The organism is Myroides sp. A21, from assembly GCF_000807225.1.
Classification (GTDB): Bacteria; Bacteroidota; Bacteroidia; order Flavobacteriales; family Flavobacteriaceae; genus Flavobacterium; species Flavobacterium odoratimimum.
Genome location: NZ_CP010327.1, coordinates 1,792,942 through 1,812,575 on the forward strand (window position 1 = coordinate 1,792,942; position 19,634 = coordinate 1,812,575).

General features: G+C 35.3%; 13 protein-coding genes. 3 read left to right on the plus strand and 10 right to left on the minus strand.

Annotated features, from left to right (window positions below; translation table 11 throughout):
* Positions 1–168: 168 nt before the first annotated feature.
* From pbpC to MYRA21_RS08265, 3 genes are read right to left on the minus strand one after another with little or no spacing between them, the layout of a single operon-like run.
* Positions 169–2,547: a penicillin-binding protein 1C gene (gene pbpC / locus MYRA21_RS08255; protein WP_036496803.1), complete on the minus strand. Its 2,379-nt coding sequence runs from the start codon at positions 2,545–2,547 to the stop codon at positions 169–171.
* Positions 2,548–2,606: 59 nt separating this feature from the next.
* A complete protein-coding gene (locus tag MYRA21_RS08260) occupies positions 2,607–8,132 on the minus strand; it encodes an alpha-2-macroglobulin (RefSeq protein WP_006257395.1) in 5,526 nt (1,841 codons plus the stop codon).
* Positions 8,133–8,148: 16 nt separating this feature from the next.
* Positions 8,149–8,592, minus strand: a complete 444-nt coding sequence (locus MYRA21_RS08265; protein WP_006257394.1) for a nucleoside deaminase — start codon at positions 8,590–8,592, stop codon at positions 8,149–8,151.
* Between the two features lie 72 nt (positions 8,593–8,664).
* Between MYRA21_RS08265 and MYRA21_RS08270 the strand changes: the two genes are divergently transcribed.
* From MYRA21_RS08270 to MYRA21_RS08280, 3 genes are read left to right on the plus strand one after another with little or no spacing between them, the layout of a single operon-like run.
* The gene (locus MYRA21_RS08270; protein WP_006257393.1) at positions 8,665–10,431 is read left to right on the plus strand and encodes a 1-deoxy-D-xylulose-5-phosphate synthase; all 1,767 of its coding nucleotides are present in this window, start codon (positions 8,665–8,667) and stop codon (positions 10,429–10,431) included.
* Between the two features lie 3 nt (positions 10,432–10,434).
* Positions 10,435–11,634, plus strand: coding sequence for a DUF3078 domain-containing protein (locus MYRA21_RS08275; RefSeq protein ID WP_006257392.1), 1,200 nt, complete (start codon positions 10,435–10,437; stop codon positions 11,632–11,634).
* Positions 11,635–11,646: 12 nt separating this feature from the next.
* Complete coding sequence (locus MYRA21_RS08280; RefSeq protein ID WP_006257391.1) at positions 11,647–12,354, plus strand: porin family protein; 708 nt, start codon at positions 11,647–11,649, stop codon at positions 12,352–12,354.
* On the opposite strand, the gene MYRA21_RS08285 is transcribed toward MYRA21_RS08280, so the two are convergent.
* From MYRA21_RS08285 to MYRA21_RS08315, 7 genes are all read right to left on the minus strand, one after another.
* Positions 12,342–12,746: a hypothetical protein gene (locus MYRA21_RS08285; RefSeq protein WP_230456705.1), complete on the minus strand. Its 405-nt coding sequence runs from the start codon at positions 12,744–12,746 to the stop codon at positions 12,342–12,344. The two genes, MYRA21_RS08280 and MYRA21_RS08285, sit on opposite strands and share 13 nt — an antisense overlap.
* Before the next feature lie 223 nt (positions 12,747–12,969).
* A complete protein-coding gene (gene rpoN / locus MYRA21_RS08290) occupies positions 12,970–14,424 on the minus strand; it encodes an RNA polymerase factor sigma-54 (protein ID WP_006257389.1) in 1,455 nt (484 codons plus the stop codon).
* Positions 14,425–14,536: 112 nt separating this feature from the next.
* Positions 14,537–15,970, minus strand: a complete 1,434-nt coding sequence (asnS, locus tag MYRA21_RS08295) for an asparagine--tRNA ligase (RefSeq protein ID WP_006257388.1) — start codon at positions 15,968–15,970, stop codon at positions 14,537–14,539.
* A gap of 260 nt (positions 15,971–16,230) precedes the next feature.
* A complete protein-coding gene (locus MYRA21_RS08300) occupies positions 16,231–17,328 on the minus strand; it encodes a Glu/Leu/Phe/Val dehydrogenase dimerization domain-containing protein (RefSeq protein ID WP_006257387.1) in 1,098 nt (365 codons plus the stop codon).
* Positions 17,329–17,488: 160 nt separating this feature from the next.
* Entirely contained in the window at positions 17,489–18,052 is a 564-nt protein-coding gene (gene frr / locus MYRA21_RS08305; RefSeq protein ID WP_006257386.1) for a ribosome recycling factor, read from the minus strand.
* Between the two features lie 9 nt (positions 18,053–18,061).
* Positions 18,062–18,781 carry a UMP kinase gene (gene pyrH, locus MYRA21_RS08310; RefSeq protein WP_006257385.1) on the minus strand — a complete coding sequence of 240 codons (720 nt, stop codon included), beginning with the start codon at positions 18,779–18,781 and terminating at the stop codon, positions 18,062–18,064.
* 45 nt (positions 18,782–18,826) lie between these two features.
* Positions 18,827–19,624: a patatin-like phospholipase family protein gene (locus tag MYRA21_RS08315; protein WP_006257384.1), complete on the minus strand. Its 798-nt coding sequence runs from the start codon at positions 19,622–19,624 to the stop codon at positions 18,827–18,829.
* Positions 19,625–19,634 lie beyond the last annotated feature (10 nt).

Consider the following 19,634-nt stretch of genomic DNA (forward strand, 5'->3'; position numbering starts at 1 on the left):
TAATTTAGTCATATAAAAGGTTTTACTATAAGTGTTTGTTGTTTACTCGTATGATTTAGAAATTTTTATCATCCTGAATAAGCATACAGATATAAAATAGAAAAAGAAGAAGAGAAGCTGTTTTGAGTACGAGTGATGAGTAGAGGAGCTATGTTTAGCTCCTCTATTTTATTTAGGGCTACTGAGTTCTAATGTGATTTGAATCGTTTTAGTATTTCCATCAGCATCTACTATGGTTAAATAGTGTATGCCTGGATCTGCTTGTATAGCTTGCTCATGAAATAATGAAGTCTCGCCTAAGTATTCTTCATCTAGGTACCAGTATAGTGTTTTGGCAGGATTGCTAGTCGCTGCTTTAGCTATAAAGGGCTGCACATTAGAATAGAAGTCTTTAGTTAGATAGATTAGATCATTGTGCTTAGGATAGATAAACTCTGTCGTATTCTGTGTGCTATAATCTATACAGTCAGGTCTATAAGGAGGTAAGTCCTTATAATCACTGTGATGTCGCTTATAGAAGTGAGCCATAGTCGGAGGCAAGATGAACCAAGGTTGATTCATGATATTGTCAATGGGTTCACACATACTGTTGACCTGATAGCTCATTGACTGATCTAGGTGAACAAGTTTGTGATAAGGGCATAGCTCCGTCTTTTTAGCACGATAAGGTACTAGTTCTGTTCTCTTGTCACAGTATGGGCCAGCTAGGTATCCTGATTGGGTACATACTTCTATCTCTTCCATGTCGTTTAACGGTTGTTCAAACCAGCTCGTACGTGGTAATAAATTAAATACGTCAAATAGTATAGGACCAGCCATACGCACTCCACTGATAGATGGACGACCTTCTCCTGAGGCATTCCCTACCCAGATACCTACTACATACTTTTTATTAACACCGACTGCCCATGCATCTCTACCTCCAAAGCTTGTACCTGTCTTCCAAGCTATTTTAAGCGATGAGTCATAGTATCTCCATGCTTCATCTCCTTCTGGTCGATTAACTTGTGTAAGTGCTTTAAAAGTGTTGTAAATAGCTCCTGCGCCAAGATGTGCTTTCTCTTTGCTATCCTGTCCAAAGTCAAGCTGAATGTTTTTATTCCAGTTTAAGTCTTGTATTTCGTTGCTTCTATATTGACCTTTTGTTCTATTGTAATAGTTAAGGGTAGAAGCTAGTCCTGTATATGCTTTCGTTATCTCCCATAGATTGCTCTCCGCTCCTCCTAATATCAGGGATAGACCATAGTGATTAGGGTGTTTAGAAATAGATTTAAAGCCCAAGTTTTGCAATTGATTATAGAATCTATAGATACCATATTTCTGAAGCATTAATACAAAAGGAATATTTAGTGATCTAAATAAGGCTTCGTCTGCTGGTACTGCTCCTTCATAAGAGCTATTAAAGTTCTCAGGTTTATAGCCCGATATCACTACAGGTATATCAGCAGCTAATGTTTTGGGTAGGAGTTCTGCATCATCTAGCATACTCGCGTACAAGAAGGGTTTAATGATACTCGCTGTACTGCGCTGTGCATGGATGATGTCTACATCTTTTTTATGTTGTACTGTAGTAGGGGTATTTCCTACATAGCTGATGATATCACGTGTTTCTACATCTATGACGATAACAGCCATATTATAGATTTCTGTTTGACTATAATTAAAATAATACCCCTTCACGATATCATTGACACGTTGTTGAATATTATAGTCTATCGTAGTATGATTTCTCTCTTGACTATTTGTCTTAGCTACATACTGTAATAGGTGAGGTGCTATCTGAGGTAGCTCATGAGGCTTCTGAGGTAGAGGCTCTTCTAATGCTAGTAGATAGGTGCTCTCATCAAAAGTGCCTTTGTCTAGTAACTTTTTCAGTAAGGCATTTCTTTTTTTAAGTAATGTTTCTTGGTTCTTTCCTGGGTATATTAAGCTTGGAGCGTTTGGTAACACTGCTAATGTAGCACTCTCTGCCCAAGATAACTGTTCTGGTGTTGTCCCAAAATAACGCCAAGCTGCTACTTCTATACCTACCACATTACCTCCAAAAGGGGCATGCGATGCGTATAGGCTTAATATTCTATCCTTACTATACTTAAACTCTAGGCGAGTAGCTTGTATCGCTTCAATAAGTTTCTCTGAATAGCTTCGTTTCTTACCATCTCTAGATAGACGAATAGTCTGCTGTGTAAGTGTACTTCCTCCTCTGACTACCTTGTCAGACTGAAGATTAGCTCTAAAGGCTTTTATCATTGACACGGGGTTAACTCCCCAGTGATAGTAAAAGTATTCGTCTTCGAAGGCAATAATACACTCCTTAAACTTATGAGGTACAGAGTCTACTTCTGGGAAACGCCATTGTCCATCAGTGGCTATCTGTGCGCCAAGAAGTTTATTATCATTACTTTCTATTACGGTGGAATAGGGTTTAGTAAACAATTCGCTAGGAAGCGAAAAGTAATAGAGTGCTAAGAGAATAGAAGCGATGATTGTCATCACTTTTCTCTTTAAAGACCATGTTTTCCAATTCAAGTTAAGTTTCAATTTCATATAAAATAAAAATACAGGGAATTTTGTTTCCCTGTATTTATTTAATGATTGTCTATTTATTATTTTACTACTTCTATCCATTGTCCTGCTGTACGGCATCTGTATGAATTGTCATACATCGCTTCTGCATAGACTCCTGGCATATAATACTTACCTAGGTAAGATGCATTTAATACCACTCTTAATGTCTTTGTCTCTCTTGGATTAAGACTGAAGTAGAAGTTAGAACGGTCATCTCTGATATCTGTGTGTTGTACAGGATTACTCACTTCACCAGCATCTGTGTATCTCAGGTTTACAATCTCCCATCCAGATGGGATAATCTGTGTCAATGCTACATTATCAATACTGTTAACAGTAGTATTCGTAATCGTAATATAAGCAGAGAACTCTGTTCCTTGGCTCAACTGAGTAGGGTTAATTACTTGCTGACTTGCATCTCTAAACGAGGTGCGAATACTGATATTACTTTCGTCTGTCAATTCTTTTCCTACTGGAAGGATACCACTATAAGCCACACGAGCATAAACAGTAGATGTGTTCTTATTGACTAAACTAACTTCATTAGTAGAAGATATCGTTTTAAAGTCATACTCATACATATTGTTTTTTGTTGTAGCATTTGTAGTCGTTCCGTTATTTGTGAAGTCTACATTGATACCTTCTTTTGATTTATTATTCTTTACATAAGCAGAGATTACGTTCAGTCCGAATGCTGTACTCTGTGTACTCATCCATGTATTAGAACCTAATCTTTTTGCCAATGTGTTTGCATATTCATGCATTAACTTATTATTCGATTTAGTCAGAATAAGTGTTTCTAATGCCATAGCTAATCTTCTCTCATAAGAACCATAATAGTAATACTGAGATTGATTATTCTCTATAATAGGTGAGCTTGCTATTAGTTTATTAGCAGCTTCTTTTTGACCCGCTAAAGCATAGGCTGCTGCTAGACGTAACTTCGTATCAGCAGAAATACCTGTAGTCTCTCTTAGCCTATTCATAGAAGCTAAGTCAGCATTACCTGCTAGTGCTAATGTGTATAATCTATAAGCCTGCGCAATATCATTGTTATAACGACTGCTGTATGACCATGATCTTACTGCTTTTTGTTGATAAGCGATTGCATTAGCTTTACTTCCAATAGGTAGTGCATATCCTCTTTTCTCAGCTTCGATTAAGAAGTGTAAGATGTATGAAGTAGTCCAGTCATCAGAATAAGAATCACTGCTCCAGTATCTAAAGCTACCATCTGCCATCTGACGTTGAGCTAATGTCTTTAACCCTTCGTTGATATTGCGCTGTAGACTTTCTTTTTTGCTCTTACTTACATAAACTAAGTCTTCTAAGAAGATCTGAGGGAATACTCCAGAAGTCACCTGCTCACTACATCCGTGAGGATATTTAATCAAGAAGTTTAATCTAGATGTTAGGTTAATACCAGGGAAAGTAGATAGCTCTAGAGTAGCTTTATTACTACCTGTCACTCCAAACTTCTCCCATTCGATTTTATTTGTACTGTTTGGTTCTAATACGATATCTTCTGTCTTCACAGTGACAGGATTAGGATTTAGTACATCTAACTCTACTACATAAGTAGCTCTCTCTTTACCAGATATAGCTTCTATTTCTATCTTAGAAATACCTGTTTTTTGTTGTACTTCTAGGTCACAGTACACTACTTTTTCGTCAGGTTCACTGAATGTTATTTCCTGTGTAGCATTATTCTGAATCTTAAACTTGTCATCTGTTTTTACTTTTACAGTTACATTTTTCACATGACTTTCCATAGCGAATACTGTGATCGGTAGCGTTACTTTCTCTCCTGGTACAGCTCTTCTAGGAAGAGAACCTAATATCATCAGAGGGTTGTTTACTTTGACCGTTTTCTCTACACTTCCGTATGCTTTAGTAGCTACATTAGAAGCAACTACCATCGTACGAACTGATCCTATGTACTTAGGTAGTTTTACTTTATGAGTTCCAGTTTTGCCTCCATCAAGAACGAATGGTCCTAAGTGGATAACAACCGGTTTAAACCTATTTGCTTTCTTCACTTGACCAGCTCCAAGGTCTTCATCTCCCCCTATGCTGAATACTTGATTAATAGCACCACCATAAGCTCCAATAACGTTGTCGTAGATATCCCAGGTACGCACACCTAGAGCAGTTTTGCTATAGAAGTTATCCCAAGGGTTAGGAGTCTTAAAACGTGTTAGATCTAGTAGACCGTCCTCTACTATCGCTATAGTATAAGTCATTTTTTGACCTGCCTTTTCTTTTACTTGAACAGTGAATTCTTGTTCAGGCTTTAGTTTGTCAGGTATAGTCAGAACAGGCTCTAGCTTAGTTTTCTTATTGTATACATTGATAGGAGCTACTCCATACATACGTATAGGAGAGTTATTTAACGTAGAAGCATGTGGCTGTATAGCAGATACATTGATATATACATTAGGCGACATCGCTTCTGTAGTAGCGATTTCGAATGTCGTTTCTCCTTTTTGAGTTTTCACCCAATGTGTCTCTAATACAGTAGATCCATTCTCTATAGAGATTAATGCTCTACCACCTTCACTAGATGGGAAAGATAGTTTTATCTTCTCTCCTGTATTATAATCTTTTTTATCTGTAGCTAGGGCTAATACTGTAGCTTCTTTTCCTTGTGAATGTTTGGTTTTACCAGACCAATAAGGGTAGTCTACATATACCACAGAAGAGGCAATATGTTTACCGTATTTATCACGCGCTACAATCTCATAAGTACCCCAATCCTGTTCTGGAATAGTCAGAGACATAGTAGCTGTACCGTTAGAAGATGTCGTGTAATCTACCGCATCTTTATACACAGAGTAGTAGTCTGAACTACTGTAGCTAGAAGCTCCGTTGTTATTAGAGCTCCACCACCAATACCCTTTTTTTCTATAAACAGTTACGTTGATATCATGAGACTTCGGAGCCCCTTGTGCATTCAAAGTTACAAAAGAGAATTTAAGAGGTTCGTCTGTTTGATAATAACCATATTTATTAGCATCAGGTGCCTTTATCCCTACATAGGTATTGTATGGAGAGATCGTAGCTGTAGATACATCAGTAGATACATCACCTCCGTTCTCGTATACCTTAGAAGTAAAGATTGCTTTTAGCATTCCTGTGTTTTCTGGTATATTATTTAGATTAACAGAAAATGAGAAGTCACCTTCAAAGTCTGTTGATCCTGAGAAAGCATTTATCTCTTGAGAACCATAAGAACTCAAGCTGTTACTAAACGAATATGTTTTATAGTTAGAGAAAGTTGTTGCTTGTGGAAGTAACTTTAGGGTTACTTCTGCTTTTAGGTTTTTAGCAACACTTCCTTGTAACCATTGTACATTATAGTCGACTCTAGCACTGTTACTATTGCTGTAAACAGTTTTGCCTTCGATTGTGTTTTTAATCTTTAAACGATTCGGTTTTATCGTTTCAATTTTAATTTGCTTGTAGAATTTAGCACCTCCTACACTTACAACTGCCTGCCAATTCCCTGTAAGAGATTCAGGGTTTGTTTTTAAGACATAAGCATAGTGATTATTAGCATTCTTTTTCTGTACTATCTGATCTACTACTTTCCCGTAAGGATCAGAGAAAGTTAGTTTGATCGGGTGGTTAGCAGGTAGAGGATTAGCTAGATCATCAAGAATGAAATCTAGGTAAATGTTGTCTCCTGGTCTCCATACTCCTCTTTCAGTATAGATATATCCATTGATACCTTTTTGTAACGTAGTACCATCTACATCATAGTTACTCATAGATAGAGAGTTTGCCTCATCTATTTTTACATAAGTTGTATTTCTATCATCTTTTATAATAGCAAAGGCAGGTTTCTTTTTCTCTAGGTTAACAATAAGAATACCGTTAGTATCAGTCTTAGCAGAAGTAATTAATTGTTGTCTATACGTATAGAATTCTACTGTCGCTGCCGCAACAGGATCTGTTGTAATCAGATTCGTAACAATTGTTGTATAGATATTATTATTACCACCTTTAATGATTACACCTAAGTCAGTAGCTAATACATTAGTAGCTGCTTTCTCGTGATAGTAGTAGTAAGATTGAGAACATGGGTCATCTTTCTCACTCCAGTTATAGTAATAGTAGTAATCATCATCATAATACTCATCATCTTGATTTAGTTCCTCATCTGTATTTTCTTCTATATCCTCATCTGTAGTCTCGCTGTCTTGACTCTCAGCACACCCATATAATGAATACGAACGATCAAAAGAGAACTCCACTCTGTATATCGCTCCTGGATCAGGACTAATAAGAGTAGATAAGTCTAAGGCATAAGTATTGTACTGCATTAATGCTTTAGGATTCGCATTTGTCAGTTTAATCGTAGTTTTTGCGATAGGATCAGCCACTCTGTTAAGGCTGTATTTTCCATCTATATTATTCTCTTGTAAGAATTGAAGAATATTGTTTTCGTATATTTTGTAAACTTTTACATCTACAGCTTTTAGTGTAGTAGCTCTAAAGTTTATTTTTAAATTTTCTGAGCTAGGTAATATTGTACCACTGTTGATCAGTTGTACATCAGGTTTAGGAATACCGAAGTTTAGCTCTACTACTTCTGTAGTCAGCGTTTTATTTCCTTTGTTATCTTCAATACCTGAACTGATTCTAATATTAATTTTGTCTTGTAACGGTTTGTCTGCAAATACTTTTAAGACGTTTCCATCTGTTGAGAAAGTTAGTTTTGCATCGTTATTCTCTAAGTCTATTAAACCATTAAAGTCTTGATTCTTCTTAAGAGGGTTCGAAAAGTTAATCCAAAAAGCTTGTGCGTCATCTACAACAGGCTCAACCTTAAAGTGATCAAAGTAATTCTGTTGAGGTACCGTGTGTACTTCAGTGCTTTTAGCCGCGTTATTTACAGGTTTACCATTGATAACGATATCAATCGATGATTCTGAAGGGGTTCTCTTAATCTTATTGATTGTGAACTTAAATTCTTTAGCTTCTGTTTTATCATCACTATCAAATTTTAGATCTAAGTTCTTTTTTTCTTGTACTGCTGTTAATACTTTTTTAGCATCAGCAGTAGTTAACCAATCACTTGTAGTCAGTACGCCATTAAGTACATATTCTGTATCTGATACGCTCTGAAGGTCTAATAACTGTGTATGGAATGTCTGAGGTACAGTCATCACCATAAAAGAGAAGTTCTTTAGTGCATCTTCTGTCTCTGTAACTTTGTCTAAATGAAAAGTAATATTATACCTCTGATCTTGTTTTAATCGCTCAGATGGGATAAAACGGATCACGTCTGTAGGTAAGTAGACTACTTTTCCTTTTACAGCTGGAGTGATTGTAAATAGGTCGCTGTCCAACTCCTCATTAGGAGCCCAGTTTTTCCAGTTTTTTGGGATACTGATATCGATAGGATCTTTAGTAGAGATAACACCTGCTGTAAAAGCTAGTATATATTCACTAAAAAGCTTAGGGTTGGATAAGTTGACATTTAAATCCCCATTCTTTTTACAAGACTGGAGCGCTATAAATGCACAACAGATGAGGATAAGTAGATTTCTGAATTTCATAGTTATAAGCAGTTTTTTATTTTCTTTTATTTTCAAAAAACGATTTCATTAAAGCAGTGCATTCCTGTTCAAGAACACCTGAGACTACTTCTGTTCTAGGGTGAAGTTGTCCTCCTATGGCTTTATATCCTCTTTTATCATCAGATGCACCATAAACAATTTTGGTTATTTGACTCCAATAAAGGGCTCCTGCACACATCTGGCAAGGTTCTAAAGTTACGAATAAAGTGCAGTTTTTCAAATATTTAGCGTTTAAGTAATTAGCAGCAGAAGAGATAGCTTGTATCTCTGCATGAGCAGTTACATCGTGTAATAGCTCTGTCAAATTATGACTTTTAGCTATAATTTGGTTATTGGCAACTACGATTGCTCCTACTGGAATTTCTCCCTTATCATACGCTTCTTTTGCTTCGCTTAAAGCAATGCGCATAAAATATTCATCATTGAAAAATGTATCCATTCTTTTGTGTTAACATAAATGCAAACTCAAAAGTAAAAACAAAATTGTAATTTTGTTTTTATTTTATTTAGAATGTCTAAAAACTTACTTGAACATATTAATACTCCGGCTGACTTAAAGAAACTTACAATTGAAGAATTGAAAGAATTAGCTGTGGAGTTGAGAGAATTTATTATTGATATAGTTGCTAGTAAAGAAGGGCATCTAGGAGCGAGCTTAGGAGTGGTAGAATTAACGATTGCACTACATTATGTATTTGATACTCCTGTCGATAATTTAGTTTGGGATGTTGGACATCAAGCATATGGGCATAAACTACTAACAGGTAGACAACAAGCATTCCATACCAATAGACAAAAAGGTGGTATTAGTGGATTCCCTTTAAGAGAGGAGAGTGTTTATGATGCTTTTGGAGTAGGACATTCTTCTACTGCTATTTCTGCTATTTTAGGTATGGCTATCGCAGCTAAGTTAAAAGGGGAAGAAGATAGATGTCATATTGCCGTTGTTGGTGATGCGTCTATTGCGTCAGGAATGGCGTTTGAAGGATTGAATCATGCTGGTGTGACAGATACTAATATGCTGGTGGTGCTTAATGATAATGCTATAGGTATAGATCCTAGTGTAGGCGCATTAAAAGATTATTTGACAGCAGTAAAGGATGGAAGTAATCCACGGGCAAATAATATGATTAAGTCTCTAAACTTTGATTATCACGGACCAATAGATGGCCATGATTTACCTAGATTGATAAAAGAACTCGAAAGATTAAAGAATATAAAAGGGCCTAAGTTTCTACATGTTATTACAACAAAAGGAAAAGGGCTAAAACAAGCAGAAGAAGATCAGGTAAAATACCACGCTCCTGGTAAGTTTAATAAAGACACAGGAGAGTTAATACCTAAAAAAGAAAGCGAGTTTCCTTCTAAGTTTCAAGATGTTTTTGGATTGACTTTGGTCGAGCTTGCAGAGGCTAATGATAAGATAGTAGGTATTACTCCTGCGATGCCTACGGGTAGTTCATTAAAGTTTATGATGGATGCCTATCCAGATAGAGCAATAGATGTAGGGATAGCAGAACAACACGCTGTGACATTAGCTGCAGGTATGGCTACAGAAGGTCTAATACCGTTCTGTGCTATATATTCTACTTTTTTACAACGTGCATATGATCAGGTAATCCATGATGTAGCTCTACAGAATCTTCCTGTTATATTTTGTTTAGATAGAGCAGGATTAGTGGGGGAGGATGGTGCTACACATCAAGGGGTGTATGATATTGCTTATTTAAATTGCATTCCTAATATGATTATTGCAGCACCTTTAAATGAGTTAGAGTTGCGCAATTTATTATATACAGCTCAATTAGGTCTAAACCATCCGATAGCAATACGTTATCCTAGAGGAAAAGGTGTTATTGAATATTCTTGGAAATTGCCATTTGAGAAAATTAATGTCGGAAGTGTTTCTCAAATCAAAAAAGGAGATAAATTTGCATTTATCTCTACAGGAACTATTGGTAATAATGTAGTTAGAGCAATGGAGTTTTGTGATAGTACTGAGTGGTCACATTATCACTTTATGTTTGTAAAACCATTGAATGAGGAGGTATTACATCGTATCTGTCAGGAGCATGAAAGGATAGTGACATTAGAAGATGGAACAGTAATAGGAGGTTTTGGTAGTATAGTAAGCCAGTTTGTTACCAAGTATTATCCTCATATTGCGGTAGAAATATTAGGAATAAAAGATACATTTATAGAACATGCAACTGTGTTAGAACAACAACAGTTATGTGGAATAGATACAGAAAGTATAGTTGCAATAATAAAGAATTAAGTTTTGGGAAAGATTAAGAAAGGTTTACTTGGTTTAATTGTATTAGGGAGTTGTTTACAGACGTATGGACAAGAAACGACAGAAAGTAAACAACCAGAAAATAAGAATGTTCAAAATGTAAAGAAAGATACTTTGCGTATAGAAGAGAACCCATATAATCCATTAATGGGAGTGATTCCATATAAAGATTATAGTGGAGGGACGATTATATACGATAAGAATGATAGAGGAGAACCTTTCTTAAAACCTGCAGTGTATGTAGAGAGAAAGAAACCTAAAATGAATAAGATAAAGACTAATTATAATCCTAATATAAATTTAAGTCTTTTACCTATTAACAACGAGATAATAGGTTATTGGGAAAAAGAAAATCGCTTAGGGTTAGACTTTAATCAGATTGCTTTTGTCAATTGGAGTGCTGGAGGAGATAATTCTATTTCAGGACTTTTAAAAGGAGAATTTGGACGTAAGTATATTAAGGGGCGATTATTATGGGAAAATACATTAAATTTAAGATATGGTCTTAATAAGCAGTCTGGAAGAGAATCTCGTAAGACAGATGATGTATTAGAATTAAACTCTGCTTTTGGGTATAAGTCTTCTGCAATTTCGGATTGGTATTATGTAGCGAAGCTAAACTTCAAAACGCAGTTTACCAACGGATATAATTATCCTGATACTGATAATCCTGTATCAGCTTGGTTTGCTCCTGCATACTTATTCGTCGGGGTCGGAGCGGAGTATATAGATCCTAAGACAGAGATGAAGTTTTATATTTCACCATTAACGCATAAAGCAACATTCGTTTTAGATCAGACATTAGCAGATCAAGGAGCATTCGGTGTGACTAAAGCAGAGAAAGATGACTTAGGTAATATTATTAGACGTGGATCTAAGTATAAAGCTGAGATAGGTTTTTTATTGAGTAGTGAATGGAAGAGAGAGATATTTAAAAATATGTTTTATCAACATAAACTAACTTTGTATAGTGATTATCTAAACAACTTTGGTAATGTAAATGTCATGTTTGAGATGAAGTTAGACCTTAAGGTTAATGATTATGTACGTGCTAATGTAGGAACGTATATGATTTATGATGATAATGTAAAGAATAAAGTTGTGAGAGATGGTGTGCAGGTTATGGAAGGCCCTAAGGTGCAGTTTAAACAAACTTTAGGAGTAGGATTAACTTACGCGTTTTAATTCTAAGAAGCTATGAGAAAATTACTAGTTATAGGTACTGTATTGTTGAGCAGTTTTATCGCTCATGGACAAGAATATATTGAGTCAAACGAAAATATAAATGAAACTGTTCAGGATTCTTTAAAAACAGTTGATTTTAAATATAGAGAAGATCAGTTTTACTTCGGTATCACACATACTTTAATGCAAGATAAACCTGCTGGTTTTTCTCCAAGTTCTGTATCTATAGGAATGAATGGAGGTTTTTTAAGAGATTTTCCTATTAATAAATCTAGAACAGTGGCTATAGCACCTGGAGTAGGATACTCGTATCTAAACTTAAGAGGTAATCTTGGGATTACACCAGATAATGAACATGTTATTTTAGGCTCTTATAAGAAAAGTAGTTTATCATTGCATGCTATTGATTTTCCTATTGAGCTTCGTTGGAGAAACTCAACACCATATAGTCATAAGTTTTGGCGTGTTTATTTAGGATTTAAGGCTAGTTATGTTTTTGGAGATCGTACGAAAACCACTACAGGTGATTACTCTGCTACATTTAAGGGGGATCCTAATGTGAATAAATGGTTGTATGGAGTTTATCTATCAGCAGGATTTAATACATGGAATGTTTATATGTATTATGGATTGAATAATGTATATAAAGATGAGGTATTGAAGTGGGATTCTAATAAACTAAGACTTCTAAATGTAGGAGTAATGTTCTATATTTTATAGTTGATAAAAATATAGACTAGTGAAGGTATAATCCCAATACAAAAACCTTGAATAATTTCTTTAGATGTATGTGCTCTAAGTAGTAATCTAGAACAAGCAACTATCCCGATTAAAAAGACGAAAAGAATTACCCCGATAATATTAGGTTGTTGTAGTTCCACTAGTACATGAATGTAAAACATAAAACTAGTAACTAATGTAGTGATATGGACACTTGACTTCTGTTTTAGTAACCCAAATAATAGAAGTAGGAGATAACTATTCATTAACCCCCAAATGTATAAGCGTATTGTATAAGCACTATTGTTATATAGAATATAATCCTTTAGCATAAACAATAAAACAATGTTAATGATAAAAGGGATGATACGCTCTTTTCTTGAGCTGACCATAACAGAAGTATTGACAAGCTTAAGAGATCTCAACAAAAAGTATATGCATATAGGCAATAGGCAGGTCGTAATTAGAACTTGCCCTAATATAATAGACATTTCTACTGAAGAAAAGTAGAAATGAGCCAATGAAAAATACAATAAAGTCGTTAAGAAAGGGACTGTTATTGGATGAAAAATATAAGAGAATAATTTCGCTGTTTTTTTCATTTAATAATCAGTATTAAATACGTTTACGCATTCTCGCTACAGGAATGTCTAATTGCTCTCTATATTTGGCTACTGTACGTCTAGCGATAGGATAGCCTTTATCTTTAAGTAACTCTGCTAGTTTGTCATCAGGATAAGGTTTTTTCTTGTCCTCTTCACCGATGATGTTTTGTAATATCTTTTTAATCTCTAGCGTAGATACTTCTTCACCTTGATCATTAACCATTGCTTCAGAGAAGAAGTTCTTGATTAGTTTAGTACCATAAGGAGTGTCTACATATTTACTGTTAGCTACCCTAGATACAGTAGAGATATCTAGTCCTACTAAATCAGCAATGTCTTTTAAGATCATTGGCTTTAGTTTGGTCTCATCTCCTGTCAGAAAGTATTCTTCTTGGTATTCAACGATAGCGTGCATGGTTACAAATAATGTTTCTTGACGCTGTTTTATTGCGTCGATAAACCATTTAGCACCATCTAGCTTTTGTTTGATGAATTGTACAGCATCTTTCTGTGCACTAGAAGATTTTGCAGATTCCTTATACGACTGTAGCATCTCTTGATAATCTTTAGAGACGTGAAGTTCAGGTGCGTTTCTTCCATTTAATAAAAGCTCAAGTTCACCTTCATTAATCTTAATTGTAAAGTCGGGCACTACATGTTCTATAGTGCGTTCATTACCGATATAAGCTCCTCCTGGTTTTGGATTTAGTTTTTCTATTTCATCGATAGCGTTTCTAAGTTTTTCTTTAGAAACACCATATCTCTGTAATAGTTTATCGTAATGTTTTTTTGTAAAAGCATCGAATTGATCTGCTATAATTTCCGTAGCTAGATCTACAGCATCTGACTGTGTTTTGTGTTTTAACTGTAACAGAAGACACTCTTGTAAGTCTCTAGCGCCTACACCAGCAGGGTCTAGTTCTTGTACGATTAGTAATATTCTTTCTACAGTCTCTTCGTCAGTATAGATACCTTGAGTGAATGCTAAGTCATCTACTAGATCTTGAGTTTCACGTCTTAAGTATCCCATATCATCGATACTTCCCACTAAGAACTCTGCAATCTTTCTGTCGCTATCATTTAACATGAAGGTGTTTAATTGATTTAACAGATCTTGATGAAATGATTCATGTGCGATGATAGGCATTTCGTACTCATCATCATCTTTACTGTAGTTATTCGCTTGTAATTTATAGTCAGGAGTTTCATCATCACTTAGATATTCATCTATATTGATGTCTTCTGCTTCTATGCGCTCATTGTCATAGTCTTCAAAGTCATTGTCAAATTCATCCACGTCTGTAGACTCATTTTCTTTACCAGTCTCTAGCGCAGGATTCTCAATTAGCTCTTCCTTCAGCCTTTGTTCAAAAGCTAAAGTGGGTAATTGTATTAACTTCATCAACTGGATTTGTTGAGGAGATAATTTTTGAGATAATTTGAGTTGTAAACTTTGTTTAAGCATTCTTTTGAATATTAATTACAAATAAAAAAAATGTTTACTTTAAAACATAATCTTTTTCAAATTTAATGAAAATATGTGATAAAGTAAACACTTTTATAAAGGTATTATGATGTTAGAACTCTGCGTTCTGCGGTGTTCTAGGGAAAGGAATTACGTCTCTAATATTCGTCATTCCTGTCGCAAATAATACAAGACGTTCAAAACCAAGTCCAAACCCACTGTGAGGAGCTGTTCCGAATTTTCTTGTATCTAGGTACCACCAAAGTTCTTCTTTGTCAATGCCCATTTTTTCAATTTTCTCTAAAAGAACATCGTAGCGCTCTTCTCTTTGCGAACCACCTACGATCTCTCCGATACCAGGGAATAAGATATCCATTGCTCTTACTGTTTTACCATCTTCATTCATTCTCATGTAGAATGCTTTGATTTCAGCTGGGTAGTCAAATAAGATTACTGGACACTTAAAGTGTTTTTCTACTAAGTAACGCTCATGCTCACTTTGTAAGTCTGCACCCCATCCATCGATGATATATTTAAACTTTTTGTTTTTATTAGGCTTACAGTTTCTTAAGATATCTACAGCCTCAGTATAGCTAACACGCTTAAAGTTGTTGTCTACTACGAAGCGAAGTTTTTCTAATAGACTCATTTCACTGCGTTCAGCTTGAGGTTTTGTTTTTTCTTCATCTTGTAAACGCTTATCTAAGAAAGCTAAGTCATCAGCACATTTATCTAATACGTAGTTGATTACATATTTGATAAAGTCTTCTGCTAAGTCCATATTGTCGTCTAAGTTATTAAACGCAACTTCTGGTTCGATCATCCAGAACTCTGCTAAGTGACGAGATGTATTTGAGTTCTCAGCACGGAAAGTAGGTCCGAATGTATATACTGAACCTAATGCCATAGCATAAGTCTCAGCTTCTAATTGTCCAGATACAGTTAAGTTAGTAGTCTTTCCAAAGAAATCTTGTGAGAAGTCTATCTTTCCTTCTTCTGTACGAGGTAGATTATTTAAGTCTAAGTTCGTTACTCTGAACATTTCTCCTGCTCCTTCTGCATCAGATCCTGTAATGATAGGTGCATTGAAATAGAAGAATCCATTTTCTTGGAAATATTTATGTACAGCATAAGATAAAACACTACGCACTCTCATAATTGCTCCAAATACATTTGTACGGATTCTCAAGTGAGCATTCTCACGTAAGAACTCTAGAGAGTGTTTCTTAGGTTGTATCGGATACTCTTCTGGATTAGCTTCTCCATATACTTTAAGATTTTCAACTTGTATTTCTACAGTTTGACCAGCCCCTTGGCTCTCTACTAATGTTCCTCTAACTGAGATTGCAGCTCCTGTGTGAATCTTTTTTAACAACTCTGCTGGGAACTTATCTAAATCAACAACACATTGAATATTGTTAATCGTAGATCCATCATTCAAGGCGATAAATTGGTTGTTTCTAAACGTTTTTACCCATCCTTTTGCTTTAACTTCATGGAGTAGACCTTTGCCTGCCAGTAGATCGTTAATTTTCGTATGTTTCATCGTGATTTATAATTTTAATAATCAGTGTCTTATTTAGACAATTTCAAATACTTGCAAAAATAGTAAAATATTGTGTATTATGGAATAAAGAAATTGTCATAATGAGGTAATAATTATGAGAGAATAAAGAATTCGTCGATTATAGATAAGGAATAGAAGTGCTCTAATCGTAGTGAAGAGTAGAGAACTATGTAATGAACGAGTGTTAGAAGGGAGAAGCAAAAGAAAAGCAGCCTAACCATAGACTGCTTTTTAAACGATTATTTAGCGTTTTTCTTTTTGTTGATTCTGTCTTCCGCTTTTTTCATAGCAGCTTGTTGAGAAGTAATATTGTGCTCTTTAGCATAATTAAGAACTTCTAACGTGGTGTTATAGATGTTTTCAGTGCGTTTTAAAGCTTCATCTAAGCCATAATGAACAATCTCACCAAAAACATTAATAATTCCTCCTGCATTGATTAAAAAGTCGGGAGCATAGACGATACCTCGTTCTTGTAGTCTTTTGCCGTGTATAGCTTCTATTGCTAATTGATTATTAGCTGCTCCTGCTATTACTTTTGCTTTGATTTTTTCGATAGTATCATCATTGATAGTTGCTCCTAAGGCACAAGGAGAATAAATATCTACTTCTTCTGAGTATAGGTCTGTACCTGTAAATATCTCAGTATTGTATTTTTTAGCAACTTCAGCTACTCTCTCTTCATTGATATCTGTGATTGTAACTATAGCTCCACTAGCAGTTAAGTGTTTTACTAATGTCTCGCCGACATTACCTATTCCTTGTACTAGCACTTTTTTGCCTTCTAGGTTATCTGATCCGAACTGATAATGTACTGCAGCCTTTAATCCCATAAATACGCCATAAGCAGTCACTGGTGATGGGTTGCCTGATCCTCCTAGACTTTCTGATATACCAGTCACATGAGGTGTAATGGTATGGATTAGATCCATATCAGCAGTAGTAGTCCCTACGTCTTCAGCTGTGATATATCTACCACTAAGAGAGTTGACATATTGAGCAAAAGCTTTGATGAGTTCTGGGCTTTTATCCTTTTTAGAATCTCCCATGATTACAGCTTTTCCTCCTCCTAAGTCTAGTCCAGAGATAGCAGATTTATAAGTCATTCCTCTAGAGAGGCGTAGCACATCATTTAGAGCTTCCCACTCTGATGTGTAGTTCCACATTCGTGTTCCACCTAATGCAGGACCTAATGTAGTGTTGTGTATACCGATGATTGCTTTTAAACCAGAATCTTTATCATGGCAGAACATGATTTGCTCGTGATTATCAAAGGATAGTTGACCAAATACAGGTGCTATCTTTTTGAGTTCTTCTGGTGAATAGATTGTTGTATTCATAATCAATGTATTTTGGTGTTAGTTATCTATAAAGATAAGTAAAATGTGTTGATTATGAGTGTGGTAACTTTTGTTTCCGATAAAAATAAGGATATCGCAATAACAACTCTCTAATTAGAAAGTATATGACAAAAAAAAATCCGCATACTTGCGGATTTTTTTAAACTTTCATGATTTCTGCTTCTTTTACAGCTAGAATATCATCTATTTTTTTTACGAAACCATCAGTTAATTTCTGAACTCTTTCTTCAGCATCTTTACAGATATCTTCAGATGTTCCGTTTTTCTCTTCTTTTTTGATATCGTTATTTGCGTCTTTACGAGCATTTCTGATACCTACTTTAGCATCATCTGCTTCAGATTTAGCTTGTTTAGCTAAGTCTTTACGTCTCTCCTCTGTTAATGCAGGGATATTGATGATAATGTTGTCTCCGTTATTCATCGGATTTAACCCTAGATTAGCGATCATAATCGCTTTTTCGATAGGTTGTAACATGTTTTTCTCCCATGGAGTAACTGTTAATGTACGTGCATCAGCTGCATTTACATTCGCTACTTGAGATAGTGGAGTCTGTGATCCGTAGTAGTCTACGAATACTGCTCCTAACATCTGTGGAGATGCTTTCCCAGCACGGATGTTTAATAATGTTTTTTCTAAGTGAGCTACAGTATTGTCCATAGACTCTTTGGCAGCGTCGATTATTAAATTGATTTCTTCTGTCATAACTATAGATTAATTAACGTTTACGGATACAGTAGTTCCTACTGAATCTTCTCCTTGGCAAACTTTTAATAAATTATCTTGTTTATTCATATCGAATACTACGATAGGCAATTCATTCTCTCTACTTAGAGTAAATGCTGTAGTATCCATTACATTTAGTCCTTTTGTCAAACAATCGCTGAAAGAGATTTTTTCAAATTTAACTGCTGTAGGATCTTTTTCTGGATCTGCAGTATATACACCATCCACTCTTGTTCCTTTTAAGATTACATCAGCGTTAATCTCTACTCCTCTTAATACAGCAGCTGTATCAGTAGTGAAGTAAGGGTTACCTGTACCAGCACCGAAGATTACGATTCTTCCTTTTTCTAAGTGACGAACAGCTCTCCTTTTGATATAAGGTTCTGCTACAGCCTCTATTTTTAAGGCAGTTTGTAATCTAGTTAACATTCCAGCAGCTTCTAATGCTCCTTGTAATGCCATACCATTGATAATGGTAGCAAGCATTCCCATGTAGTCACCTTGTACTCGGTCCATTCCTACATTTGCTCCAGCAACGCCTCTAAAAATATTTCCTCCACCTATTACAATCGCAATTTCAACACCTAAATCGTGAATTTTTTTTACTTCAGCAGCATACTCTGCTAATTTCTTAGGATCAATACCATATTGTTGATCTCCCATTAAGGCTTCTCCACTTAATTTTAGTAGAATTCTTTTGTACTTCATTGAAAGATATTTTTAAAGTTTTGCAAATATAAAGATTATATGCTTCTATGGAATAGCTTTTTTAAAAATATGTTGATTCTCTTCGAATGTCTCTTTGGCTGTTTGATATCCTAAGTCATAAATCTCATCCATTTTCTTTTTACTGCGTTCGAAGGTAGAGTAGAGTGTAAGCTCTTTGGGCTCTATAAGCCAGTCACATAGTTTGCTTAACTTAGCATTATTGATTGTTGTCATCAGTTCATATGCTCTGAAGGTTACAGATCGTATAGACGTTAGACTATCAGCACTTACTTGTTGAATAGGTGTCACATTACTTCCGATGATATAGTCACATTTGCTTTTTAGGAGCTCGATAGGGAAGTTATTGATAATTCCTCCATCGCTATATATTTTATTACCTATCTGATAAGGTGAGAATATACCTGGGAAGGCACTAGACGCAAGGATTGCATCTACTACTTTTGTTTTTTTAGTGAATACGTGCAGTTTTCCATTGACGATATCAGTAGCATTAATGTAAACAGGAATGTCTAATTCACCAATGGTTAAGTCTCCAAATACTTTGTTTAGGTATTTATCAAATGCGTTTACATCCATTAACCCTGCTTTCTTTAGAGTGAAGTGTTGCCAGTTGAAGATATTGACAGATTTAAAGAACATTAATATCTCTTTAGGTTCTATGCCTCTTGCATATAATGAAGATACTATAGAGCCTGCACTAGTACCTGCTAGATAGTCTGGTTTGATATGTTGTTCGTCTAAAAACTGTAATACTCCTGCATGGGCTATTCCTTTATAACCACCACCTGATAACACTAATCCGATTTTGGTTTTATGTATCATAATTTAAATT